At 70.7% G+C, this 22783-nt stretch carries 21 protein-coding genes and 2 riboswitches; of the genes, 6 read left to right on the top strand and 15 right to left on the bottom strand.

Going from position 1 to position 22783, the window contains the following annotated elements:
• Positions 1-31 precede the first annotated feature (31 nt).
• From BLQ50_RS03300 to BLQ50_RS03270, 7 genes are all read right to left on the bottom strand, one after another.
• Entirely contained in the window at positions 32-586 is a 555-nt protein-coding gene (locus tag BLQ50_RS03300; protein ID WP_245700898.1) for a TetR/AcrR family transcriptional regulator, read from the bottom strand.
• A 301-nt stretch (positions 587-887) separates the two neighbouring features.
• Entirely contained in the window at positions 888-1757 is an 870-nt protein-coding gene (locus BLQ50_RS03295) for an ABC transporter ATP-binding protein (RefSeq protein ID WP_093181159.1), read from the bottom strand.
• Between the two features lies 1 nt (position 1758).
• On the bottom strand, positions 1759-2661 hold the full coding sequence (locus BLQ50_RS03290; RefSeq protein WP_093181158.1) for an ABC transporter ATP-binding protein: 903 nt from the start codon (positions 2659-2661) through the stop codon (positions 1759-1761).
• Complete coding sequence (locus BLQ50_RS03285; RefSeq protein WP_093181156.1) at positions 2658-3707, bottom strand: ABC transporter permease; 1050 nt, start codon at positions 3705-3707, stop codon at positions 2658-2660. The genes BLQ50_RS03290 and BLQ50_RS03285 overlap by 4 nt, the downstream gene beginning before the upstream one ends.
• Positions 3700-4695 (bottom strand): ABC transporter permease, encoded by a 996-nt coding sequence (locus tag BLQ50_RS03280; RefSeq protein WP_093181155.1) that lies wholly within the window; start codon positions 4693-4695, stop codon positions 3700-3702. Before BLQ50_RS03280 ends, BLQ50_RS03285 begins: the two co-directional genes overlap by 8 nt.
• Positions 4696-4740: 45 nt before the next feature.
• The gene (locus BLQ50_RS03275; protein WP_093181154.1) at positions 4741-6426 is read right to left on the bottom strand and encodes an ABC transporter substrate-binding protein; all 1686 of its coding nucleotides are present in this window, start codon (positions 6424-6426) and stop codon (positions 4741-4743) included.
• A gap of 167 nt (positions 6427-6593) precedes the next feature.
• Positions 6594-7361, bottom strand: coding sequence for a copper homeostasis protein CutC (locus tag BLQ50_RS03270; RefSeq protein ID WP_093181153.1), 768 nt, complete (start codon positions 7359-7361; stop codon positions 6594-6596).
• 208 nt (positions 7362-7569) lie between these two features.
• Between BLQ50_RS03270 and BLQ50_RS03265 the strand changes: the two genes are divergently transcribed.
• From BLQ50_RS03265 to BLQ50_RS03255, 3 genes are read left to right on the top strand one after another with little or no spacing between them, the layout of a single operon-like run.
• Positions 7570-8976 carry an acetyl-CoA C-acetyltransferase gene (locus tag BLQ50_RS03265; protein ID WP_425424072.1) on the top strand — a complete coding sequence of 469 codons (1407 nt, stop codon included), beginning with the start codon at positions 7570-7572 and terminating at the stop codon, positions 8974-8976.
• Positions 8973-10334: a 3-oxoacyl-ACP reductase gene (locus BLQ50_RS03260; RefSeq protein ID WP_093181151.1), complete on the top strand. Its 1362-nt coding sequence runs from the start codon at positions 8973-8975 to the stop codon at positions 10332-10334. The genes BLQ50_RS03265 and BLQ50_RS03260 overlap by 4 nt, the downstream gene beginning before the upstream one ends.
• Positions 10334-11320 (top strand): MaoC family dehydratase, encoded by a 987-nt coding sequence (locus tag BLQ50_RS03255; RefSeq protein WP_245700896.1) that lies wholly within the window; start codon positions 10334-10336, stop codon positions 11318-11320. The genes BLQ50_RS03260 and BLQ50_RS03255 overlap by 1 nt, the downstream gene beginning before the upstream one ends.
• Positions 11321-11417: 97 nt before the next feature.
• Here BLQ50_RS03255 and BLQ50_RS03250 read toward each other — a convergent pair whose 3' ends face one another.
• The 3 genes from BLQ50_RS03250 to BLQ50_RS03240 form a co-directional block, all read right to left on the bottom strand.
• On the bottom strand, positions 11418-12611 hold the full coding sequence (locus BLQ50_RS03250) for an FAD-dependent oxidoreductase (protein WP_093181149.1): 1194 nt from the start codon (positions 12609-12611) through the stop codon (positions 11418-11420).
• A 232-nt stretch (positions 12612-12843) separates the two neighbouring features.
• The gene (locus tag BLQ50_RS03245; protein ID WP_093181148.1) at positions 12844-13422 is read right to left on the bottom strand and encodes a GNAT family N-acetyltransferase; all 579 of its coding nucleotides are present in this window, start codon (positions 13420-13422) and stop codon (positions 12844-12846) included.
• A gap of 166 nt (positions 13423-13588) precedes the next feature.
• Positions 13589-14203: a GNAT family N-acetyltransferase gene (locus tag BLQ50_RS03240; RefSeq protein ID WP_093181670.1), complete on the bottom strand. Its 615-nt coding sequence runs from the start codon at positions 14201-14203 to the stop codon at positions 13589-13591.
• 115 nt (positions 14204-14318) lie between these two features.
• On the opposite strand from BLQ50_RS03240, the gene BLQ50_RS03235 reads away from it, so the two are divergent.
• Positions 14319-14939, top strand: coding sequence for a pentapeptide repeat-containing protein (locus tag BLQ50_RS03235; RefSeq protein ID WP_093181146.1), 621 nt, complete (start codon positions 14319-14321; stop codon positions 14937-14939).
• Positions 14940-15137: 198 nt separating this feature from the next.
• Here the strand turns inward: BLQ50_RS03235 and BLQ50_RS03230 are convergent, their stop codons facing one another.
• On the bottom strand, positions 15138-16532 hold the full coding sequence (locus BLQ50_RS03230; RefSeq protein WP_245700852.1) for an aminotransferase class V-fold PLP-dependent enzyme: 1395 nt from the start codon (positions 16530-16532) through the stop codon (positions 15138-15140).
• A 56-nt stretch (positions 16533-16588) separates the two neighbouring features.
• A riboswitch (SAM riboswitch) is annotated at positions 16589-16704 on the bottom strand.
• A 111-nt stretch (positions 16705-16815) separates the two neighbouring features.
• Positions 16816-16928: riboswitch (SAM riboswitch) on the top strand.
• A 15-nt stretch (positions 16929-16943) separates the two neighbouring features.
• Here BLQ50_RS03230 and BLQ50_RS03225 point away from each other — a divergent pair.
• Entirely contained in the window at positions 16944-17387 is a 444-nt protein-coding gene (locus BLQ50_RS03225) for a rhodanese-like domain-containing protein (protein ID WP_093181143.1), read from the top strand.
• A gap of 5 nt (positions 17388-17392) precedes the next feature.
• Complete coding sequence (locus BLQ50_RS03220; RefSeq protein ID WP_093181669.1) at positions 17393-18640, top strand: O-succinylhomoserine sulfhydrylase; 1248 nt, start codon at positions 17393-17395, stop codon at positions 18638-18640.
• A gap of 78 nt (positions 18641-18718) precedes the next feature.
• Here the strand turns inward: BLQ50_RS03220 and BLQ50_RS03215 are convergent, their stop codons facing one another.
• The 4 genes from BLQ50_RS03215 to BLQ50_RS19170 are packed head-to-tail and all read right to left on the bottom strand — an operon-like array spanning position 18719 to position 22678.
• Positions 18719-19390, bottom strand: a complete 672-nt coding sequence (locus tag BLQ50_RS03215; RefSeq protein ID WP_093181142.1) for an N-acetylmannosamine-6-phosphate 2-epimerase — start codon at positions 19388-19390, stop codon at positions 18719-18721.
• The gene (locus BLQ50_RS03210) at positions 19387-20967 is read right to left on the bottom strand and encodes a DUF4127 family protein (protein WP_093181140.1); all 1581 of its coding nucleotides are present in this window, start codon (positions 20965-20967) and stop codon (positions 19387-19389) included. The genes BLQ50_RS03215 and BLQ50_RS03210 overlap by 4 nt, the downstream gene beginning before the upstream one ends.
• Positions 20964-21959 (bottom strand): ROK family protein, encoded by a 996-nt coding sequence (locus BLQ50_RS03205; RefSeq protein WP_093181139.1) that lies wholly within the window; start codon positions 21957-21959, stop codon positions 20964-20966. The genes BLQ50_RS03210 and BLQ50_RS03205 overlap by 4 nt, the downstream gene beginning before the upstream one ends.
• The gene (locus BLQ50_RS19170; protein WP_093181138.1) at positions 21956-22678 is read right to left on the bottom strand and encodes a GntR family transcriptional regulator; all 723 of its coding nucleotides are present in this window, start codon (positions 22676-22678) and stop codon (positions 21956-21958) included. Before BLQ50_RS19170 ends, BLQ50_RS03205 begins: the two co-directional genes overlap by 4 nt.
• Between the last annotated feature and the right edge of the window lie 105 nt (positions 22679-22783).

Raw genomic sequence — 22783 nt, 5'->3', positions numbered from 1 at the left:
TGTTGGGTCACGGGGGCGGTCAACGTTCAGGTCATTTGGGGCTGCGGCCCTCCTTGGCCAGGACGCCCACGGGGCCTGCCCACAGCCACGCGGTGACGCGCGCGGTGAGCTCTTCCCGGGTGGGTCCGCCGGGGGTGTTGCGGCTCTCCAGCCACCACTCCCCCGAGCCACGGACGAAGCCCACGGCGCCTGCTCCCCAGGCTGCGGCGTCGGCCGGTGAGGCGTTCATCTCCTGGGCGAAGGGGACCGCGACGATCTCGTTCATCGAGTCGAGGAAGGGCAGCCCGGGGGCGGTGCGGGTGACGAAGTAGTAGACGTTGGGCGAGTGCTCGATCATCTCGAGGTAGACGGCGACCATCGAGCGCAGGGAGTCACGCGGGGTGGTGGCCGTGTGCGCGGCCTCGCGCAGGGCGTCGCGCATCTGCCCGACGACGGCCTCGCCGACCGCGAGCTGGAGGCCCGGCTTGTCGGTGAAGTAGCGGTAGATGATGGACTTGGACGTCTTCGCCTGCGTCGCGATCTCGTCCATCGAGATCTCCGGGCCACCGCGGTGCACAGCCTTGCGGGCGGCGTGCACGAGGGCCACCCGGCGGGCGGCGCGGTGGTCGTCCCATCGGGTCGAGCGCCCGTCGGGGGCGGGGTCTGCCGCGGCAGCCTGCCGCCCTGGCGCGGCGGGGTGCGGGGACGGGGAGGGGGATGGCTTGATGGTCGGCTTCGCTGCCGGACCAGACGCGGCTGGGCTCACGAAACTCAGGGTATCAGGTACTGCCGGTCTCGGACATGCTGAGCGGAGCGTCGAGCCACAAGCAACTCAGGCGCGACGGTTGCCCGTCGCGCCTGAGTCCTACCGGTCCTGCGTCTGGTCGGAGCCTCGGCTCCGGCCGGGACTACATCCCGCGGGTGCCGAAGCGGTCGCGGTCGGAGGCCTGCTCACCGAGGTTCATCTCGGCAAGCACCTCGGCGCGCAGCTTCCCCTGGTTCTCGGGGTTCGGTGCGGCCGAGAGCAGGAGCTTGGTGTACTCGTGCTGCGGGTTCATGATGACCTCGTCGGACGGGCCGCGCTCGACGACCTTGCCCTTGAACATCACCATGATCTCGTCCGAGAAGTGACGCGCGGTCGCGAGGTCATGCGTGATGTAGAGGACACCGAGGTTGTCCTCGCGCTGCAGGCGGGCCAGCAGGTTGAGCACGCTGAGCCGGATCGACACGTCGAGCATCGAGACCGGCTCGTCAGCGATGAGGAAGCGGGCACCCGGCGCCAGGGCGCGGGCGATCGCCACGCGCTGACGCTGGCCACCGGACAACTCGTGCGGGCGACGCAGTGCGACCGTAGACGCCGGCGTGAGGTTCACACGCTCGAGCAGGTGGGCGACCTGCTCGTCGACCTCCGCAGTCGTCTTGGCCTTGCCGTGCAGGCGGAGCGGACGCTCGAGGTGGTGGCGGATCGTGTGGAAGGGGTTGAGCGAGGCGAAGGGGTCCTGGAACACCATCTGTACGTCGTGCCGGTAGCTGTCCAAGGCCCGCCCGCGGGTCGCGCTCGCCTTGCCGTCGAGCATGATGTCACCCGACGTGGGGACCTCCAGCTTGGCGATCATGCGGGCGACGGTCGACTTGCCCGAGCCGCTCTCCCCGACCAGGGCGATGGTCTTGCCCGGCTCGAGGGTGAAGGAGACGTCGTCGACGGCGCGGAACTTCTTTCCGCGACCTCCGGCGAGGCGGAAGTCCTTGACCACGTGCTTGACTTCAAGGTTCTTCATGTCAGATCGCCTCGCCTGTGCGGATGAATGCCCCGCGGTCACCGGTCAGGCTCGGGAAGGAACCGAGCAACCGTTGCGTGTACTCGTGCTGCGGGTTCGCGTAGATGTTCGCGGCCGTGTTGAGCTCGACGATCTCGCCGCGGAGCATGACCGCGATGCGGTCGCTGATCTCCAGCAGCAGCGGGAGGTCGTGGGTGATGAAGATGACCGCGAAGCCGAAGGTCTCTCGCAGGCGCATGAGCTCGCGCAGGATCCCGCGCTGGACGACGACGTCGAGCGCAGTCGTCGGCTCATCCATGATCATGACCTGCGGGTTGAGCGCGAGGGCCATGGCGATCATGACGCGCTGACGCATGCCGCCGGAGAGCTGGTGGGCGAAGCTGTCCAGCCGGGACGGGTCGACGCCCACCTGACGGAGCAGCTCCGAGCTGCGCTCCTCCTTCTCCTTCTTGGACATGCCCGGCCGGTGCGTGGTGAACACGTCGAAGAGCTGGGACCGGACGGTGATGACCGGGTTGAGCGAGTTCATCGCTCCCTGGAACACCATGGAGATCTTGTCCCAGCGGAAGGCACGCAGCGCGTCCCCCTTGAGGCCGACGACGTCGATGTCCTTGCCGCTCTGGTCGTGGAAGATCACGTCTCCCGAGCGCATCAGCGCCGGCGGCTTGAGCAGCTGGTTGACGCCGTATGCGAGCGTCGACTTTCCACAGCCGCTCTCCCCGGCGAGCCCGAGGATCTCACCGCGGTGCAAGGTCAACGAGACGTTCCGCACCGCGTGCACGGGAGGCTCGACCTCGTAGGTGATCGACACGTTGCGAGCGGTGAGGACCGGCTCCTGTCCGGCCACGACGCCGAAGTTGCCGGCGATGCCCGGCGTGGTCGCCAGGTCGAGCGGGGCGTTCATGCGTCCACCTTCACGGTCGTGCCGGCGGTGCCGGCGTGGTCGTCCTTGAGCACCGTCTTGCGCGCCTTGCGCACGCTCTTGACCGCAGCCGGGGCGGCGCGCAGCTTGGGGTTGATGATCTCGTCGATGCTGAAGTTGATGAGCGAGAGCCCACCACCGACCAGCGCGATCAGCACGCCGGGCGGAACGAACCACCACCAGGCGTCGCGGGTCAGCGCCATGCCGACCTGAGCGTCGTTGAGGATCGTGCCCCAGGTGATCGATCCGGTCGCGCCGAGGCCGAGGTAGGACAGGCCAGCCTCGCCGAGGATCGCGAAGACCATGGCGAAGAGGAACTGCGCCGCGAACAGCGGCAGCAGGTTCGGCATGATCTCGACGAAGACGATCCGGAAGGCCTTCTCCCCCGAGACCCGGGCTGCGGCCACGTAGTCACGGTTTCGCAGCGAGCGAGCCTGAAGCCGCAGCACGACCGCGGATCCCGCCCAGGCGGTGAGCCCGAGCACGAAGGCGACGAACCAGACGGTACGTCCGTCCATGTACCCAGAGATCACGATAATCAGCGGCAGACCCGGGATGACGAGCATGATGTTGGTGATGAGCGAGAGGATCTCATCGGTCCAGCCACCCAGGTACCCGCCGACGACGCCGAAGAGCACCGAGAGCGAGACAGCGATCGCCGCGACGACCACACCGATGATCAGCGAGCCGCGGGCACCGTAGGCGAGCTGGGCGAGCATGTCGTAGCCGAGGCCCGTCGTGCCCAGCCAGTGATCGGTCGAGGGAGGCTGGAGCGCCTCGTTGCCCGAGAACTTTGGGTTCTGGGTGAGCATCGGCCCGAAGATCGCGAACAGGACGATCGCCAGGACGATGCCGGCCCCGAGCGCGAACTTCGGGGAGCGACGGACGAACCGTACGGCGCGGATGAACCGGCTGGCGCGGTCGGGGGCCGTCACCGCGGTGCTCTCGTCGATTGCTACTGCGTCTGCCGTGCCGGCGCCGGTCGCTTGAACTGCGATCAGCGATTCACGGATGTCCTCGTCAGCCATTCTGCCGCGCCCTCGGGTCGATGAATCCATAGAAGATGTCCATGAGGAAGTTCGCAGCGAGCACCGTCAGGGTGATCACGAGGAAGATTCCCTGCATGAGCGCGTAGTCCTTGCCCTGGACCGCGCGGATCAGGAGCATCCCGATGCCGGGGTAGCTGAACACCTGCTCCATCACGATCGAGCCGGAGACCACGAAGGCCAGGGAGATCGCGAAACCAGCGATGGACGGCAGCCCGGCGTTGCGTGCCGCGTAGGCGGTGAAGATCCGACGCGGGCGCAGCCCCTTGGCCTCGGCGGTCGTGATGTAGTCCTCCGCCAGGGTGGTGACCATCATGTTGCGCATGCCGAGCAGCCAGCCGCCGACCGAGCTGAGCACGATCGTCAACGCCGGGAGGAAGCCGTAGTACACCACGCTGGAGATGAACGCCCAGCTGAGCTCAGGATTGGCGAAGGAATACACGTCGTAGCCGCCGAAGATCGGCAGCCACTGCAGCTTCACCGAGAAGATGTAGAGCAGGAGCAGCGCGATCCAGAAGTACGGGATGGACTGGATGAGGGTGGTCGCCGGGACGAGGTTGTCGGCCCAGGTGCCACGCTTCCAGCCGGCCCAGGCGCCGAGACCGACGCCGAGGATGAACGCGATGATCGTTGCGATGCCCACCAGGCCGATGGTCCACGGCAGGGCCTTCGCGATGAGATCCACGACCGGGGCCGGGTAGCTCGTGATCGAGACACCCAGGTCACCGGTGAAGATCTTGCCGAGGTAGTTGACGTACTGGTCCCACAGAGACCCCTCGGTGGCACCTCCAAGGAGGAGATTGACGCTCCTGACGAGCTGGTCCGTGATCTGCACTCCGCTGCGTGCGAGCTTCGCCAGCATGATCTCCGCGGGATCGCCGGGAGTCAGGCGTGGCAGCACGAAGTTGAGCGTGATCGCGGCCCAGACTGTGATCAGGTAGAACGTGATCCGTCGAACGTAGTACTTCACTGTTCAACATGTCCCTTCATCGTCAATCTCCTCCACGGAGTCACGTCAGTTGGCCGGCTTCAGGTTTGCCAGAACGATACCGGCTGCCCCAGAAGCCCATGACGGCGGGAAGGCGTAGAGGTCGCCCTCGGAGGGCCACCCGGTGTAGTCCTTCGTGTTCATGAAGGTCTGCGTCGCGTTGACCACGATCGGGATGTACGGAAGGTCGCGGACGATGTTCTCCTGGACGGTCGCGTACGCGGCCATCTTGGCGTCGACGTCCAGGGTGCCGGCAGCGGTGAGGATGGCCGCGTCGACGTCCGGGTTGGAGTACCGGGCGAAGTTCCAGTCGCCCGACTCGATCGGCGTGCCCACCGGGGTGGTCGTGTCGGTCGTGAGCCAGTCGTGGTACAGGGAGTATGGGTCCGCGGTTGCGGTTCCGATGAGGCCACCCATGATCAACTGGTAGTTGCCGGAGGAACGTCCGTCGGCGAACTCGTCCCAGGTCACCTGCATCGGGGTGATCTTGATGCCGGCCGCCGCTGCCTGCTCGGCGATGAGCTTGGCTGCGTCGTTGTAGTCGGTCCAGCCGTCGACCGAGGAGAGCGTCATCTCGACCGCCTTGCCGTCCTTGGCGTAGACGCCGTCCGCGCCCTTGGCGTAGCCGGCTGCCTCGAGAACTGCCGCTGCCGCGGTGGCGTCGGCGGTCTGCGGGCTCTCCGGCTCGATGCCGGGGGCGATCCACTTGTCGTCGCGTCCGAGGAGCGCGAAGGTCGGGGAGATCGTCTTGGCCTGGCCGGCCCACGCCTTGTCGTTGAGCACGGTGCGGTCGATGGCGAGGTTGATCGCCTGACGCACGGCCACGTCGGTCTGCGGGCCTTCACAGCCGAGCTCGGCGTTGGAGCAGGTGTAGAGCACGGTCGGGTCGACCGGGGTGTTGATGACCGACAGCGCTCCGCTCGCGGTGACCTTGCTCGGGTCGGGCGAGAACATGCCGGCCCAGTCGAGCTTGCCGGTCGTGAGCAGGTCGCTCGAGGTCTGGTTGGAGTTGAGGGCGAGGTACCGGACCTTCTTGACGGCCGGCTTCCCCTCCTGCCAGTAGTTCGGGTTCGCGACGATCGTGTACGCAGCGTCAGAGACCGACTCGACCGTGTAGGGACCGGTGCCGACTGGCTTCGCGTTCGTCTCGGTGGCGGGGTCGGCGACGTCCTTCCAGATGTGCTCCGGGACGATGAACATCGACAGCAGCGAGGCCTCGTTGGTGAACGACGGGGCGTTGAACGTGACCTTGACCGTCGTGTCGTCGGTCGCCTCGGCGTTGTCGACGTACGTGGGCTTCGCGATCGGGTAGTTGAGGGTGAACGCGACGTCCTTGGCCGTGAAGGCCTCACCATCGTTCCACTTGACGCCCTCGCGCACCTTGATGGTCAGCTCGGTGCCGTCGGCGTTCCACTCGAAGGACTTACCCAGGAGCGGCGTGGGGGCAGCGTCGGCAACCTTGTTGAAGTAGAACAGCGGCTCGAGGATCGGACCCTGGGTCGCGTGCAGAAGGGCGTTCGGCATGAACGGGTTGAAGTTCGCCACGATCGGGGTCTGGCTTCCAGCCCAGACGTTGAGCACGCGGCCTTCGTCGCCGCCCCCGCCGGTGGCTGAGCCCTCGTCGCTGCTGGAGCAACCAGCAGCCAGGAGGGCGATGGACGAGGCAACTGCGACTGCTGGGAGCATTCGCCTGAGGCCCACAGTTCGGATCATCGTTGGTCCTTTCGTCGAGCGACGCCGCGACGCCGCTTCAGCCACTGATTCGATGTGGCTTTAGTACGGCAACCTAACGAACGAAGTGCCGAATCCAAATAATTCTTGGGCTCCGTTACCGAATTGGTATCTGAACGTTGCCCTGCCTCAAACGGCCTGGCGCCCTGTCAGCCGCATGATCCTGCGGCTGACAGGGCGTCAGAGGCCTCCCGGGCGACCGAGGGGTCCGTGACCTCGTAACCGGCGTCCGAGCCGCCGCCCACGCCAGCGGCGTCGGTGACAAACCTCTTCGCAGAAAGATGCACGGCATCGATCCCTGCACCCAGGAGGGCGGCGACGTCGACCGGGCGCACCCCTCCGCCTGCCATCACCTGCAGGCGCCCGTCGACGCGCGCGACCATCGCCCGCAGTCGATCGATCCCGTCGATGCTGCGCTGCGCGCCGCCCGAGGTCAGCACGCGCGTGACCCCCAGCTCGCAGAGGACGTCCAAGGCCAGCAAGGGGTCCGCCACGGCATCGATCGCTCGGTGAAACGTCACCTCGCGCCCGTCGGCGGCGGCTACCAGGGCCTCGATCGCGGACGCGTCAACCGTACCGCTGGCGGTGAGCGCCCCCACGACTACCCCGCGGGCCCCGGCCTCGACGGCAGCCCGCACGTCGCGCACCTGGATGTCGATCTCGGCGGCGTCGTAGACGAACCCGCCGGCGCGCGGCCGGATGAGGGGATGGACCTCGACGGCGTGCGCCGCGCCGCTCTCGCGCGCCACGGCGGCGGCCGTCTCGACCACCGCTCCCAGCAGGCCGATGCTCGGGGTGAGCCCGCCGGTGGCACCCAGCGCGACGCAGAGCTCGACGCGCGCGGCACCGACCTCGGCGGCGACGCGTACGCCCGCGAGGCTCTGCACGGCAAGCTCCAAGACGGGGCTACGGGTCATGATCTCTCCTTGGATCGGGCAGGAGCCAGCGTAGGTCGTCGCTGGCGTGCGCACGGCGCGCACGTCATACGCACGTCATACGAAACTCTGAGTATCAGGTACCGTGGTTGTGGTGCACCGGCGACGTTGCCACACCGCGCAGATGTCGCGCGAGCCCAGCAGCTGGCGCACCCGCACCACCACCCGAGCAACGACGCGAGGAGACACCGTGCCGCGCAGGCCGCAGACACCGACGACCATACCCACCACTCCCGCCGGCACGCCCGCGCACGACGCCGGCCGCGAGGCCGTGATCGTCGGCGGCAACCGCATCCCCTTCGCCCGGGCAGGCGGTGCCTACGCGAACGCAAGCAACCAGGACATGCTCACCGCGGCGCTCGACGGGCTCGTCGCGCGCTTCGGACTGCAGGGCGAGCGGATCGGCGAGGTCGTCGCCGGCTCGGTGCTCAAGCACTCGCGCGACTTCAACCTCGCCCGCGAGTGCGTGCTGGGCTCCTCACTCTCCCCCCAGACCCCCGCCTACGACCTGCAGCAGGCCTGCGCCACGGGGCTCGAGGCCGTCATCGGGGTGAGCAACAAGATCCGCCTCGGCCAGATCGAGTCCGCGATCGCCGGTGGCGCCGACACCATCTCCGATGCCCCGATCGCGGTCAGCGAGGGGCTGCGTCGCGCCCTGCTCAAGGCCTCCCACGCCAAGAGCCTGAGCGCCCGGATCAAGGCCTTCGCCTCCGTCCGTCCTGCCGACCTCGCCCCCGCCACCCCGCGCACCGACGAACCGCGGACCGGCCTGTCGATGGGCGAGCACCAGGCCATCACGACCGCGACCTGGAGCATCGGCCGCGAGGAGCAGGACGCCCTCGCCGCCGCGAGCCACCAGAACCTCGCCGCCGCCTACGACGCCGGGTTCTTCGACGACCTTGTCACGCCGTACAAGGGCCTCGTGCGAGACGCGAACCTGCGCCCCGACAGCTCAGTCGAGAAGCTCGCGAAGCTCTCACCGGTCTTCGGCACCTCCCTTGCGGTCCCGGCCACGATGACCGCCGGGAACTCGACCCCGCTGTCCGACGGCGCGTCGGTCGTCCTGGTCGCCTCGCGCGCCTGGGCCCGCGACCACGACCTGCCTGTCCTGGCCCGGGTGGTCGACGGCGAGTCCGCCGCCGTGGACTACGTGCACGGCCACGACGGGTTGCTCATGGCCCCCGCTCACGCTGTCCCCCGGCTGCTCGCCCGCAATGCCCTGACCTTGGACGACTTCGACTTCTTCGAGATCCACGAGGCCTTCGCCTCGACCGTCCTGACCACGCTCGCCGCGTGGGAGGACGCCGACTACTGCCGCACGGAGCTCGGCCTGGACGGGCCCTTCGGCTCGATCGACCGGTCCCGTCTCAACGTCACCGGCTCCTCGCTCGCCGCCGGCCACCCCTTCGCCGCGACCGGCGCCCGGATCGTGGCTACCGCGGCCAAGCTCGTGGCCAACCGCGCCGCCGAGACAGGGAAGGTCTCTCGGGCGCTCGTGTCGATCTGCGCAGCCGGAGGGCTGGGCGTCGCCGCGATCATCGAGTCGGCTGCATCCGTTCCCGGGGCCGACGCCGCCACGACGGGCGGTGCCCTGTGAGCGACTCCTACGTCTCCCTGGTCAACGGCGGCCTCGGCGGGACCGTCGCCAAGAAGCTTGGGCTCCCCCGCCCGGGCGTCCTGCGCCGTCAGACCCCGGACGCACCGTTCGCACCCGGCCCGGTCCTCGTGCTCGGCTCCCCTGCGAGCGCCGACGCCGACGCTGTCGCCCAGCTGATCCTGACCAGCGACGGCGGGGCTGACCTCGACATCCGCCGGGCGGCTGCCGGGGCGAGCGCCCGGTGGGGCGCCGTCGTCGTCGTGCTCAGCGACGTCGAGCACCCGCGCGACCTCGCCGCGCCCATGCTCGATCTGTCCGGGGCGCTGCGCGCGCTCGCCCCGGGCGGGCGCGTGGTGACCATCTCACGCGAGGCGACGTCGTCGGACACCCCTTCCGTAGCCGCCGCCCGCCAGGGGGTGGACGGCGCGCTGCGGTCGCTCGCGAAGGAGCTGCGCGCGGGCGCGACCGGCAACGGCATCGTGCTTGCGGGCGGCGTGGACCTCACGGCCGCGTCCGTAGGCGCCGCGCTGCGCTTCTTCCTGTCCCCTCGGTCGGCCTTCGTCGACGGTCAGCTCCTCACGGTGTCCTCGGTCGCAGGTGAGGCCCCGGGCAGCTGGGACCGCCCGCTCGAGGGTCGGGTCGCCGTCGTGACCGGAGCCGCCCGCGGCATCGGCGCGGCCATCGCCCGGGTCCTGGCGCGCGACGGCGCCCGTGTCGTCGTGGTCGACGTGCCCGCGGCCGGGGAGGCCCTCGCGGCGCTCGCGAACGAGGTCCGCGGGACCGCGCTGCAGCTCGACATCACCGCCCCGGACGCCGGGGAACGGATCATCGACCACGCGGTCTCGCGCCACGGCGGGCTGGACATCGTGGTGCACAACGCCGGGATCACCCGGGACAAGCTGCTCGCGAACATGTCCCCCGAGCAGTGGGACTCCGTCCTGGCAGTGAACATCGGCGCCCAGCTCACGATCAATGAGGCGCTGCTCGCCTCGCCCGCCTTCACCCGGTCACCGCGGATCGTCTCGCTCGCCTCGACCTCCGGGATCGCCGGCAACCGCGGGCAGACCAACTACGCCGCGTCCAAGGGCGGCGTGATCGGCATGGTCCGGGCCACCGGGCCGCTGCTCGCCGGCGTCGGCGGCACGGCCAACGCCGTCGCCCCCGGGTTCATCGAGACCGAGATGACCTCGCGGATCCCCTTCGCGACCCGCGAGGTGGCCCGCCGCCTCAACTCTCTCCAGCAGGCCGGTCTGCCGGTCGACGTCGCCGAGGCCGTCGCGTTCCTGGCCGGGCCGGCGGCCGGTGGGATCAACGGCGAGGTGCTGCGGGTCTGCGGTCAGAACCTCGTGGGGGCGTGATGGGCCCGGACATGGTGGGCCGGCCGTCGGCGGTCAAGACCCTGCCCGGGGTACCAGAGCTCGGCGGGCTCTACGCCCGCGCCGTGCTGCCCGGCTGGCCGCGGCTGCCCGGGCGGAGCTCGGGCGCCTCGCCGGACCACGCTTCCCTGCCGGACGTGACGTACCGGGTGGCCGACGTCGTCGCCGACCCCGAGCAGCTGCTGCGCTACCAGCGTCTGCTCGGCGAACCGGCCGACGACGCGCTGCCCGCCGGCTTTGTGCACGTCCTCGCCTTCCCGGTGGCCATGGCACTGATGATTCACCCCGACTTCCCGCTGCCACTCGCCGGGATGGTGCACCTGGCCAACGCGGTGACCATGTCGCGGGTGATCCGCGCGGACGAGCGGCTCGAGGTGCACGCCTGGGCGCGCCGTCTGGCACTGCATCCCCGCGGGACGCAGGTCGAGCTCGTGACAGAGGTGTCCGCGCGGTACGGGGCCGGGGACGCCATGGAGGTTGTGTGGCGCGGGGTGTCGACCTATCTCGCGAAGGGGGTTGAGCGAAGCGGGGTGACCGCCGACCCTGTGGACGCTGACCCCGTGGACGCTGACCCCGTGGCTGTCGGTGCGCCGGTGGCCGACGCCCCGGCGGTCTTCACGCCGCCGATGCCCACGGCCCGATGGACCCTCGACGCCGGGACCGGTCGGCGCTATGCGGCCGTCTCCGGCGACCGCAACCCGATCCACCTGTCGGCCCTCACGGCCAAGGCCTTCGGCTTCCCCCGCGCGATCGCACACGGGATGTACACCGCCGCACGAGCCCTCGCCGAGAGCGGCGCGGGACGCGGCGGCGCATTCGAATGGACGGTCGTCTTCGCGAAGCCGGTGCTGCTGCCGGGCACGGTCGCCGTCTCGATCACGGGAGACGACGCGGGCGGGTTCGTGTACTCCGGCTGGAACGCGCGCAGCGGCAAGGAGCACTTCAGCGGGACGGTCACACCGACCTGACGCATGCGCAGTGGGCTCCAGGTTCGTCCACGTACTCGCGGGAGCCCGACCGCGGCCGGCGTGGGCGGCCAGCTGCGCGCCAGTCGGATCCTCGAGGTCAGGACGTCGGGGCAGCAGTCCGGTCGCCGACCGCTCGGGCGGCCGCGACTGCTGCTGCTCGGCCGGATCGTGTGGCTCCGATCGTGGAGGCACCCGAGCCGTAGCCGGCGAGGTAGACCCGTGGGTCGCGCGGGACGTGTACGCCGTCGGTCGCGATCGCGCCTCCGTGCTCGCGCAGGCGCAGCGGCGAGAGGTGGTCGACCGCGGGACGGAAGCCGGTGGCCCAGAGGATGGCGTCGGCCTTGATCTCGGTCTCCTGGGCTGGCTCGCCTGCGGTCCCGGGTGTCCCTGCAGCCGGGAAGACGACGCCGTCGGCGGTGATGCCGGTGAACATGCCGCGCGAGACAAGCACGCCGTCGTCGATCCCGCGCTGGTATTCGGGGGTGAGGGGTAGCCCGGTCGCCTCGACGACGCTGAGCGTCGGCAGCCCGGCGCTCGTACGCTCCTTGACCCGGCGTTCGACGTCGATTCCCCACTCACGGTCGAAGTCGCGCTCGCCGAAGACGGGCGGGCGCCGGGTGGCCCACGTGGTCGTGGCGACCTCGGCGAGCGGCAGGAGGAACTGCACGGCGGAGGCTCCCCCGCCGACCACGACGACGTGCTGGCCGCGGAACTCCTCGACCGACCAGAAGTCGTGGGTGTGCAGCTGGCGGCCGCGGAACAGCTCGCGGCCGGGGTAGTGCGGCCAGTAGGGGCGGGTCCAGGTGCCGGTCGCATTGATGATGGTCCGGGTCACCCACACCTCGTCGTCGCCCACGACGACGAGCGGAGGCTGCTCGGCGGCGTCCGGAAGTGCCGGGGCGCCGACCCCTGGGGTGCCGCGCGGCCCTGGCTCGGCCACATCGGCGAGGCCGTCGTACTCCTCGGGCCGCGCGTCGCGGACCTCGCGCACGGTCACGGGGCGGCGGACCTGCAGATCGAAGGTGTCTTCGTAGGTGCCGTAGTAGCGGGCCACCACGGACGAGGCCGGCTCGGTGGGGTCCGGGGTGCCCAGCGCCAGGCCGGGAAGGTCGTGGATGCCATGGGCTGCGCCGAGGGTGAGGGAGGGCCAGCGATGGCGCCAGGCTCCCCCGGGGCCGTCGTTGGAATCCAGCACGACGAAGTCCGTACCGGGCACGAGCCCCCGCCGACGCAGGTGGTAGGCAGCAGACAGCCCAGCCTGCCCCGCTCCGATCACGACGACGTCGAGCACGACCCACCCCGTTTTTATTGACAGTTCAACTACTAGTGCCCAACCTCCACCACCACAGCCCTATTCCCCGGTTCCGCCCAACCAGAGCCAAGTCCGAGCTCGCGCCTGCCCTTGCGCGTACGGGCGTGCTCTTGACTACGAAACGTGCGTTTGAAAGCACGCCCTGTCGTCAAGAGCACGCCCCGTACGCGCTGGACGGTCGGGCGTCCGCCGGGGAGGGTGTCGGGCGAGCTCAGGCCTCCTCCGCCAGCCGGGCGAGGAGGCGGTCTCGGACGTCGGGCCACTCGCGGGCGAGGATCGAGAAGTAGACGGTGTCTCCCCGCGACCCGTCGGGGGCGATCCGGTGCTCGCGGAGCACGCCCTCGTGGACCGCGCCCAGGCGGGTGATCGCCGCGAGCGACCGGGCGTTGCGGGCGTCGGCCCGCAACGCGAGGCGGTTGATCCCCGCCTCCTCGAAGGCGTAGCGCATGAGCAGGAGCTTGCAGGCCGGGTTGGTCGCCCCGCCCCAGAACTGGCGGGCGTAGAACGTGGACCCGAGCTCGACCCGTTCCTGTGCCGGCACCCAGTCGTAGAGCGACGTCGAACCGCGGACGACGCCGTCGTCGGCTCCCAGGACGACGAAGGCGGCCCGGCCCGGAGTCGCGATCGCCGAGGCGGTGTACGCGGTCATGGCCTCGGTGGTGTCGGGGACGGCGACCGACATGCCGGACCACAGCTCGGCGTCGACCATCGCCGCCAGGTTTGGGGCGTGCGCGGCTGCGAGCGGGACGAGGCGGACGCCGAAGCCTTCGAGGGTGATCGTGTGGTCCATGGGCCAACTGTGCCAGAGCGCCGTCCGCGCGGGTCGAGTGGATCTCAGTGGAGCTGGCGACGATCTCGAGCAGCGTGACCGGGTGTGCGGACGGACGCGCGGACGGACGCGTGGACGGACGGCGCGCGGGTGCAACAATCTGGGCGACGACAGGTCGCCCGCACGCTCACCCAGCGGCGCGTCCGTCCTCAGCCCCGACGATCTGGCGCAACGGATCGATCCGGGAGAGCAGACCCGCGCGCACCCCGTGCCACTCGGGCTCGAGGATCGAGAAGGACAGGCTGTCGGCCCGGGAGCCGTCGGGGGCCAGCCGGAAGCCGCGCAGGGTCCCCTCGTATGTCGCGCCGAGCCGGGTGATCGCGGCGATCGACCGCGCGTTGCGGGAGTCGGCGCGCAGCGCCACCCGGAACAGGCCCCAGGTGGTGAAGGCGTGCTCGAGCAGCAGGAACTTGCACGCCGGGTTGATGACCCGTCCCCAGACCTGCCGGTCGTAGAAGGTCCGCCCGATCTCGGTCCGCCCCTGCTCGTGGGAGAGCCCGCAGAACGCGGTGCTCCCCCGGACCTCACCGCTGACCTGGTCGATCACGGTGAAGGCCAGGCAGTCGGTCAGCGCAAGCGTGTCCTCGATGTAGTTCATCATGCCGACCTCGCCGTGCGGGGTGGGCGTGGACATGCCCGACCACATCTCCTCGTCGACGGCAGCAGCCAGCGCTCCGACATGCGCCAAGGCCAACGGTTCCAGCCGGAATCCGTAGCCTTCCAGGGCGACGTTGTGCTCCACAGCCACAGGAGATCACAGCGGACGGAGACGGGACAAGAGCATCGGTGACGCTGTGGAGAACAGTCGGCGACGACGCCATGAACTTCTGCCGGAGGACCGTGGGTAGAGTCGTCCCATGGTTCCTCCCAGCCCCTATGACCCCGACTCAGACCGCCTCGAACCCGAGGCCTACATCGAGAGGGTCACCTTCGGGAGTGAAGACCTCAGCGGCGTCGACGCCTCCGGATCGCGCCTGATCGAGTGCACCTTCGAGGGCACCCAGCTCTCCGGGGCCGACCTGCAGTCCGCCCGGATCATGGAGACGACCTTCACCGCGGTCAACGCGGACACCCTCGATGCCTCCGACGGCGACTGGCAGGACGTGACAGTGAAGGCGAGCCGCCTCGGCGGGGTTCAGGCCTTCGGGTCGAACTGGTCGCGCGTGGCCTTCCACGGGACCAAGATCGACTACCTCAACATGCGCGACACCCGCATCGCCGGGCTGACCTTCACCGACTGCGTGATCGGCGAACTCGACCTGTCTGGGGTTAAAGCGACCGCGGTGACCTTCACCTCGACCCGGGTCGCGCACCTGACACTGAGCCGGTCTCAGCTCAAGAACGTCGACCTGCGCGGGGCCGAGCTCGGACACCTCACCGGGCTCACCGGCCTCAAGGGCGCCACGATCAGCTCCGACCAGTTCCAGGACCTCGCGCCCGCGCTCGCCGCCCACCTGGGCATCTTGATCCGCGACTGACCCCACCGCCTGACCCCACCGCTGAGTGCAGCCAAATGGCTGCACATACCGGACACGAGCCAGCCATTTGGCCGCACTCAGCGGGAGGCGGGGCCTCGATCCGACGACGGCTCGAGGCGGCCCGGCCAGCCTGCCCGGCCTGCCTGAGCGGGCCGGCTTGAACGGGCCGGCCTGAACGGGCCGGCTTAGGCTGCCCGGTTACTGCTCGGCCGGGCCGCAGCCTGCGGCGGCGGCGATGAAGCCGGCTGCGGCTGTGGCGATCAGACCGGACAGGCCGCTGCCTTCGGGGAGCGGGCGCGGGTCGCCGGTCACGGTCCAGCACACGTCGACGATCTCGTACGCGGCGCTCGGGCCCTCGCTCAGGTAGATCTCGAGGGCGCTGATCAGCCGGTCGACCTCGTCGTGCGTGGTACCCACGCCGACGCTGGCCCGGACGGCTCCCGCGGAGTAGCCCAGGCGCGCGAGCAGCGGGTGGGCGCAGAAGCGCCCGTCGCGCACGCCGATGCCGTGCTCGGCCGACAGGTAGGCCGCGACGAGGCCGGGGTCGTGCCCGACGACGGAGAAGGTCACCACGCCGACCGGGTCGACGGCGTCGGCCCAAGCCCGGACGACCTCGATACCGTCGATCGACTCCAGGCCGGAGACCAGGCGTTCGCGCAGGAATGCTTCGTGCGCCTCGAGGGTGCCGGCAGGCAGGGCCGCGAGCGCGTCGCAGGCCGCGGCGAGCGCGACCGCGCCGATCACGTTCGGCGAGCCGGCCTCGTGGCGCGCCGGGGCGGTCCCCCAGGAGACGGAGTCGAGGTCGACCTGGCGCACGGCGCCGCCGCCGGCCAGGTACGGGGTGCCCGCGTCGAGCCAGTCGCGGCGTCCCACGAGCGCGCCGGCGCCGAAGGGCGCGTAGGTCTTGTGACCGGAGTAGGCGATGTAGTCGACGCCGGTCGCGGCGAGGGAGAAGCGGCGGTGCGGGACGAGCTGGGCGCCGTCGAGCACGACCCGCGCGCCGGCCTCGTGGGCGAGCGCGACGACGTCGGCCACCGGGAGGTACTCCCCCGTGACGTTGGACGCGCCGGTCAGCGCGAGGAGCGCGTAGGGCGCGCGAGCGAGCTCGGCGCGCAGCGCGTCGAGGGTGTGCGCGACGGAGTCCGCGCCGATCAGGACGGTGGCCCCGCCCGCGCTGCGCTGCCAGGGCAGCAGGTTCGCGTGGTGCTCGACGTCGAGCACGAGCACGCGGCCTGCGCGGCCGTCGGCGTCGGCCGGCACGCAGCCGGCAAGGAGGTTGAGCGCGTCGGTCGTGTTGCGGGTGACGACCGTGACGTCGTCGGTGCGCGCTCCGACGAAGGCGCCGATGGTCTGCCGGCTGGCCTCGTAGAGGGCGGTGGAGACCTGGGAGAGGTAGCCGGCGCCGCGGTGCACGCTCGCGTAGAGCGGCAGGGTCGCGGTGACGCGCTCGGCCACGGCGAGCAGGGCCGGGGCGCTGGCCGCGCAGTCGAGGTTGGCGTAGGGGACGGTGCGTCCGTCGACGAGCGGGACGAGGGTGTCGGAGCCGACGACGGGCAGGCAGGAACGGGCTTCGATGGGGGTCAGGACAGACATGAGGATCCTCCGTGCAGTTGTGGGGATCGCCATGCCGCTCCGACAAGGAGCAGCCGACCCCGCGCTTGCCGGACGCCATTCTCGGCTCCGGCCAGGTCTTCACCCGGGGCACCCCACCGCGGTGGAGGGTTGCCGGCCAGCAAACCGGGGTTTTGCGCTGGCACTCATGACCTGTGTTCAGCATTCGCGACGATTCAAGGGGTGTCAATCCGCGACCACCCACCGTCTCGCATGATGGACCGACCGTCTCAGATTCGGCGTCCGGGGTGATGCTCAGTGGGACACACCATCCAGAGCGGCTGAGTGATCTGGCACGACGACGCCGCAGCAACCCCCCTGAGCAGCCCGAATGTGGCTGACGCAGGGCGAGGGTGCTACCGCCGGAACCGATGGACGACACGGAGGCAACACATGAGCTACGCAGGCGACCTCACCCCCCAGCAGGCCTGGGACCTGCTCGAGACCAACCCGGGCGCGATCCTCGTGGACGTGCGCACCGAGGGCGAATGGCGCCAGATCGGCGTCCCGGACACCTCTGCGCTCGGTTCCACCGACGCCGGCGGCAATCGCGAAGCCTTCATCGAGTGGGCCACGCCCTTCGGCCCGAACGAGAACTTCATCGCCGAGCTCGCGGCCGCTGGCCTCACCCCCGGCGACGAGCGCCCCATCGTCTTCCTGTGCCGCTCCGGCAACCGGTCGATCGGCGCCGCGACCGACGCGACCGCAGCCGGTTTCGGCCCGGCCTACAACATCCTCGAGGGCTTCGAGGGAGACACCGACGCCGCCGGTCGCCGCACGGTCAACGGCTGGCGCCTGCGCGGCCTGCCTGCCACGACCTACACCGCCGGGGAGTGACGACCGTGACCACGCCCGAGCCCGGCGCCGACTGTCCCACCGACGAGACCACCACGGCCCGCGCGCTGCGCCCCGCGACCGTCTCGGTCCGCGGCGGTCAGGTCCGCTCGAACTTCCAGGAGACCTCCGAGCCGATCTACCTCACCCAGGGGTACGTCTACTCGAGCGCCGGCGAAGCGGAGTCCGCCTTCAAGGGCGAGGTCGACCGCTTCATCTACTCCCGCTACGGCAACCCCACCGTGCACATGTTCGAGGAGCGCCTGCGCCTGCTCGACGGCGCGGAGGCCTGCTACGCGACCGCGACCGGCATGTCCGCGGTCTTCACCTCCCTCGCCGCCCTCGTGAAGTCGGGCAGCCGGATCGTCTCCGCCCGCGCGCTCTTCGGCTCGACCGTGGTGATCTTCGACGAGATCTTCGCCGACTGGGGCATCACGGTCGACTACGTCGACGGCCACGAGCTGGACCAGTGGGAGGCCGCCCTGGCCACCCCGGCCGACGTCGTGTTCTTCGAGACGCCGTCCAACCCCATGCAAGACATCGTCGACGTCGTGGCGGTCTGCGAGCTCGCGCACGCGGCCGGCGCCGTCGTCGTGCTCGACAACGTCTTTGCCACCCCGATCTTGCAGCAGCCCTTCTCCCTCGGCGCGGACGTCGTCGTCTACTCCGCGACCAAGCACATCGACGGCCAGGGCCGGGTGCTCGGCGGGGCGATCCTCGGGTCGAAGGAGTACATCGACGGACCCGTCCAGAAATTCATCCGCAACACCGGGCCGTCGCTGAGCCCCTTCAACGCGTGGGTGCTGCTCAAGGGCCTGGAGACGCTCCCGCTGCGGGTGCACGCCCAGACCGCAGCCGCGCTCAGGGTCGCCGAGCACCTGGAGACGCTGCCCGGGATCTCCCGGGTGCGCTACCCCTTCCTGCCCTCGCACCCCCAGTACGATCTCGCCCGCAAGCAGCAGACCGGCGGCGGGACCGTGGTCACCTTCGACCTGGCGGTCCCCGAGGGCACGGATCCCGAGACCGCCAAGAAGCGCACCTTCGCCTTCCTCGACGCGCTCGAGGTCATCGACATCTCCAACAACCTCGGTGACGCGAAGTCGCTCATCACGCACCCGGCGACGACGACGCACCGCAAGCTCGGCCCCGAGGGCCGCGCCGCCGTCGGCATCGCGGAGACGACCGTGCGCCTGAGCATCGGCCTCGAAGACCCGCTCGACCTCATCGAGGACGTGGAGATCGCGCTCCGCGCCTGAGTCCGCGCGACTGAGCCCTCGCACGGATGCCCGACGACGCGTGCCCGGCCTCGGCCGGGCACGCGTCGTCGCGATGAGCTACCGCGTGCCCGCCACGAATGACGCGGTGATCTGCGCCGGTCGGGTGATCGCCCCGCCGACGACGACCGCCCAGGCCCCACGGCGCAACGCCTCGGCGACCTCCTCGGGCGAGCCGATCCGCCCCTCGGCGACGACCGGAACCTCAAGCGCGGCCGCGAGCTGCGAGACGAGGTCGAGGTCGGGTCCGGCGGGCACCGGCCCGCCGGTGTACCCCGACAGGGTCGTGCTGATGACGTCGGCCCCGGCTGCGGCGGCCGCCACGCCCTCTTCGAGGGTCGCGACGTCGGCCATGACCAAGCGTCCATACTCGCGGTGCACGACGTCGACCACGTCGGCGAAGGTGCTGCCGTCGGGCCGCTCCCGCCCGGTGCCGTCGACCGCGACGATGTCCGCGCCGGCCTCGGCGACCGCGCGCACCGCCGCGAGCGTCGGGGTGATGTAGACCGGCGCCCCGGTGATCTTCCACAGCCCGATGATCGGTGCGGTGGTCAGCGCGCGGACGGCCGCGACGTCGTCGGGACCTTCCAGGCGCAGCCCGCTCGCCCCACCGGCAAGGACGGTGAGCGCCATCGCGGACATGTGTACGGGACCGCGCAGCGGCTCCCCCTCGGCAGCCTGGCACGAGACGATGAGCTGCCCGCGCACCGCGTCGAGCGCGTCGTCGCTCATCGGCCAGCTCCGGTCTGGGTCTGGGTCTGGGTCTGGGTCTGGGTCTGGGTCTGGGTCTGGGTCCGGTCGACGATGACAAGGTCGATCTCGAAGGTGCGGTCCCAGGGGAAGCTCAGGCTCCCCGGGACCACGACCAGGCCCTCCAGGCCGGCGCTGCCGGTCAGGACCGCGCCGAGCTCCCGCTCCCACGCGGGAGCGGCCGGGTGCTCGCCGCTCACCGCGTCGTGGCGGGCGGGGTCGGAGCCGAGCTCGATGCGGGCCTTGTGCCGCACGAGGCTCATCCAGCCGTAGTCCTCGACCACTCGACGGGCGATCGAGACACGGTGTGCAGAGGCGTCGAAGGTCCCGCCGATCCGGCCGAGGTAGGTCACGACCAGCTGGGCCGCGACGCTGCCCAGCGTGTTCCCGGCGGTGTTCCAGGCGCCGTAGCCGTCGAGCCGGGACCAGTCCAGGACGGGCAGCAGCGTCTCGACCAGAGCCGGGTCGGCGCCGTTGGGCTGAGCGACGTCGGCCAAGGCCACCCGGTGGCCGGCGGCGAGCAGCGTGTCGATCTCGGCCGCGGTGCGTGCTGCACCGTCCCAGTCCCAGGTCGTGGGGTCTGTACCGGCCCAGCTCGCATGGTCGACGGCGCAGCCGGCGCTCGGCCCGCACTCGGGGCAGTACGGCGGGTGTACGACGAGGACGACGTCGGCGTCGGCCACGTCCTCGACCACGCGGGCGCCGGCCGCCTCGAGCTGGCGCACGACGGTGAGGCGCACCGGTCCGGTCTCATAGGGGGCCGGGCGGTCGAGGCCGTCGGCGTCAGCGCACCGGAGGGCGACCTTCGGGCCGCCCGTGCCCATGTGCTGACCGATCGCCCGGGCGACGAGCACCGCGCCGGTCTCGTCGGCGCCGGGGTGCACGATCACCCGGTCGGTCGTCCCCACGATCTGCGACCAGCGCGCCAGGTCCCCTTGGGCGCGGGCGGAGAGCGAGCGGTGCGCGGCGTCGTCCACGCCGATCACGAGCGAGGCGAGGGTGCCGCGCTGGGCCAGGCCCAGCGCCGCGAGGGCGAGCGTGTGCTGGCGCAGGCGACGGCCCGTCCAGTCCGTCACGACGTCGTCGGGCACGGCGGGGGCGACTGCTAGGCGGGCCGCAGCGAGGTCGTCCTCGGTCGAGGCGAGCTGGGCGGACAGCGCGTGCAGGGCCGGACCGTGGATGCTCCAGTACTCGGGCTCTTCCATCGCGTCCAGGCTGTTCGGGGTACGGGGCACGACGATCGCGGCGTGCACCGGTCCGCCGGCTTCCTTGAGCGGACGCCAGTTCGCGAGCACCTCGTCGAGGTCCTCGTGGCCGATCCGAGAGCCGATGAGACCGCCGAAGCCGAGGGCGTCGAGGCTGACCACGGCCGCGTCCGTGCGGGCTCGAGAGGCGCGGAACCAGGCCGAGACGGCCTCGGCATCCGGTGCCACCCGGCAGTTCGGACGGAGCTCGACGGGCGGAGTCTCGACCCTCACCCCCGCAATCGCGGCGACCTCCTGCGGGATCGCCCGGGTGGCGGGCCGGTCGTCGAGCGGGATGAAGGTGAGCGTGATCATGAGTCTCCTCGTGAGCTGTGGTTCGGGTCGGGGGTGAGGCGGTCGGTGCGGGACGGGCGCCGCGGGAGCGCGGGAATACCCGGCGCGCGCGCCTCGCCGAGCAGCGTTGCGCCGAGCGCCACCGCGTGGCCAGGGAGCAGCGCCGGGCGGATCTCGACGCCGACCAGCGGTTCCAGGGCGGTCTGGGCGAAGGCGGTCCGGGTCTGGGCGAGGAGCAGCTCCCCCACGTTGAGCGCACCACCGCCCACGACGATCACCCGCGGGTCGACGGCGTTGGCCAGCGAGGCCAGCGCCGTACCGAGCCCCTGACCGGCGAGCCGGACGGCGTCGGCCGCGCGCTCGTCGCCCGCGCGCAGGGCCGCCGCGACGTCTACGAGGGTGTCCGCGTGGCCGCCGGCGAGCCGGTAGGTCTCGACCATCGCGGTGCCCGAGGCGATGGACTCGACGTGCCCCTTCCGCCCGCACGGACAGGCGCGGTCGCCGGCCTGCGGCACGGCCATGTGGCCCACGTGACCGGCGAGGTGGTGCGCGCCCACGAGAGGGGTCCCGTCGACGACGACCGCACCGCCCACCCCCGTGCCCACGGTGACCGCGACGAAGCTGTCGTACCCGGCAGCCGCGCCGAAGCGGCCTTCACCGATCGAGAATGCGACGACGTCGTTGACGACGCTCACCAGTGCCCCATCGAGCAGCGCGGAAAGCTCGAGCGCGACCTCCGTCCCGGCCCATCCGGGCAGGGCATCGGTCGCGGAGAGGATGGTCCCGGTGCGGTGATCGACGATGCCGGCCGTCCCAACTCCGACGCGGGCGATCAGGCCCGGGCCGGCGACCTCCCGGACGATGCGTGCGGCGGCATCCAGGATCGCCCGGGGTCCGCTGCGGGACGGCGTCGCCGTCTCGCTCCTGGCGAGGATCTGGCCGGTCTCGTCGGCGAGGAGGGCGAGCATCTTGGTCCCGCCGATGTCGAGGCCGATGCGGCGCACGGCGGTCATGAGCGCGCCCCGCGGTGGATCGAGAACGTGAAGTCGTAGCGGTCTGCCCGGTAGAGGCTGTGGGCGCGTTCGATCGGCCGGGCGTTCGCGGCGTAGGTGGTCCGCGAGACGCTGAACGCCGCGGAGTGCGGTGCGACGTCGAGCTGGGTCGCCTGCTCGACGTTGACGACGGTGGCCCGGATGGTCTGGGAGGCCATCTCCGGCTCGATGCCGAGGTCGCTCAGAGTGTCGTAGAGGGACGTGACGGCCCCCTCGGCGAAGTTCGCCGGCACGAGGTCCGCTGGGAGCCACACCTCCTCGATGCAGAGCGGGAGCCCGTCCGCGGTGCGCACCCGTTCGAGGTGGACGACGGGGGCGCCGGGCGAGAGTGCGAGGTCCGCCGCCACATCCGCCTCGGCCGGAAGGCGCCGGACCTGCTGGGACCGGGCTCCCGGCGTCATGCCGCGCTCGCGCACGTCCTCGCTGAAGGATGTCAGCGAGAGGGACTTGCTGATCATCGCGGGGTCGGCGACGTAGGTCCCCGAACCGCGCCGACTGTAGACCAGTCCGTCGTCGACCAGGAGCGCGAGAGCTCGGCGCACGGTCATGCGCGAGACGCCATAGGTAGCCATGAGCTTGCGCTCGGACGGGAGCGGTTCGTGCGGCTTGAGGCCGGAGCTGATGTCGGCGGCTATCTGGGCGCGCATCGCCTCGTACTTGAGCTCGTAGTTGCCATCCACGGGTCGCCTGCAGCTCCTATCAACTGTGCATGATCATCGAAAGTGGTCCGGACCATTGGCGTTCACTGTAGTGAGTAAAGCGCGCGTGATGCAAGAGAGTCAATA

This window comes from Sanguibacter gelidistatuariae, assembly GCF_900096585.1.
Taxonomy (GTDB): Bacteria; Actinomycetota; Actinomycetes; order Actinomycetales; family Cellulomonadaceae; genus Sanguibacter; species Sanguibacter gelidistatuariae.
The sequence above is the reverse complement of the archived record's forward strand: the minus strand, read 5'-3'. Positions and strand labels throughout refer to the sequence as shown.

Bases quoted from the DNA above. Each gene is read 5' to 3' on its own strand.
- BLQ50_RS03225 (WP_093181143.1), top strand. From the start codon at position 16,944: ATGAGCTACGCAGGCGACCTCACCCCCCAGCAGGCCTGGGACCTGCTC.
- BLQ50_RS03230 (WP_245700852.1), bottom strand. From the start codon at position 16,532: ATGTCTGTCCTGACCCCCATCGAAGCCCGTTCCTGCCTGCCCGTCGTC.
- BLQ50_RS03270 (WP_093181153.1), bottom strand. From the start codon at position 7,361: ATGACCCGTAGCCCCGTCTTGGAGCTTGCCGTGCAGAGCCTCGCGGGC.
- BLQ50_RS03245 (WP_093181148.1), bottom strand. From the start codon at position 13,422: ATGGACCACACGATCACCCTCGAAGGCTTCGGCGTCCGCCTCGTCCCG.
- BLQ50_RS03295 (WP_093181159.1), bottom strand. From the start codon at position 1,757: ATGAAGAACCTTGAAGTCAAGCACGTGGTCAAGGACTTCCGCCTCGCC.
- BLQ50_RS03215 (WP_093181142.1), bottom strand. From the start codon at position 19,390: ATGAGCGACGACGCGCTCGACGCGGTGCGCGGGCAGCTCATCGTCTCG.
- BLQ50_RS03275 (WP_093181154.1), bottom strand. From the start codon at position 6,426: ATGATCCGAACTGTGGGCCTCAGGCGAATGCTCCCAGCAGTCGCAGTT.
- BLQ50_RS03210 (WP_093181140.1), bottom strand. From the start codon at position 20,967: ATGATCACGCTCACCTTCATCCCGCTCGACGACCGGCCCGCCACCCGG.
- BLQ50_RS03205 (WP_093181139.1), bottom strand. From the start codon at position 21,959: ATGACCGCCGTGCGCCGCATCGGCCTCGACATCGGCGGGACCAAGATG.
- BLQ50_RS03290 (WP_093181158.1), bottom strand. From the start codon at position 2,661: ATGAACGCCCCGCTCGACCTGGCGACCACGCCGGGCATCGCCGGCAAC.
- BLQ50_RS03285 (WP_093181156.1), bottom strand. From the start codon at position 3,707: ATGGCTGACGAGGACATCCGTGAATCGCTGATCGCAGTTCAAGCGACC.
- BLQ50_RS03255 (WP_245700896.1), top strand. From the start codon at position 10,334: ATGGGCCCGGACATGGTGGGCCGGCCGTCGGCGGTCAAGACCCTGCCC.
- BLQ50_RS03235 (WP_093181146.1), top strand. From the start codon at position 14,319: ATGGTTCCTCCCAGCCCCTATGACCCCGACTCAGACCGCCTCGAACCC.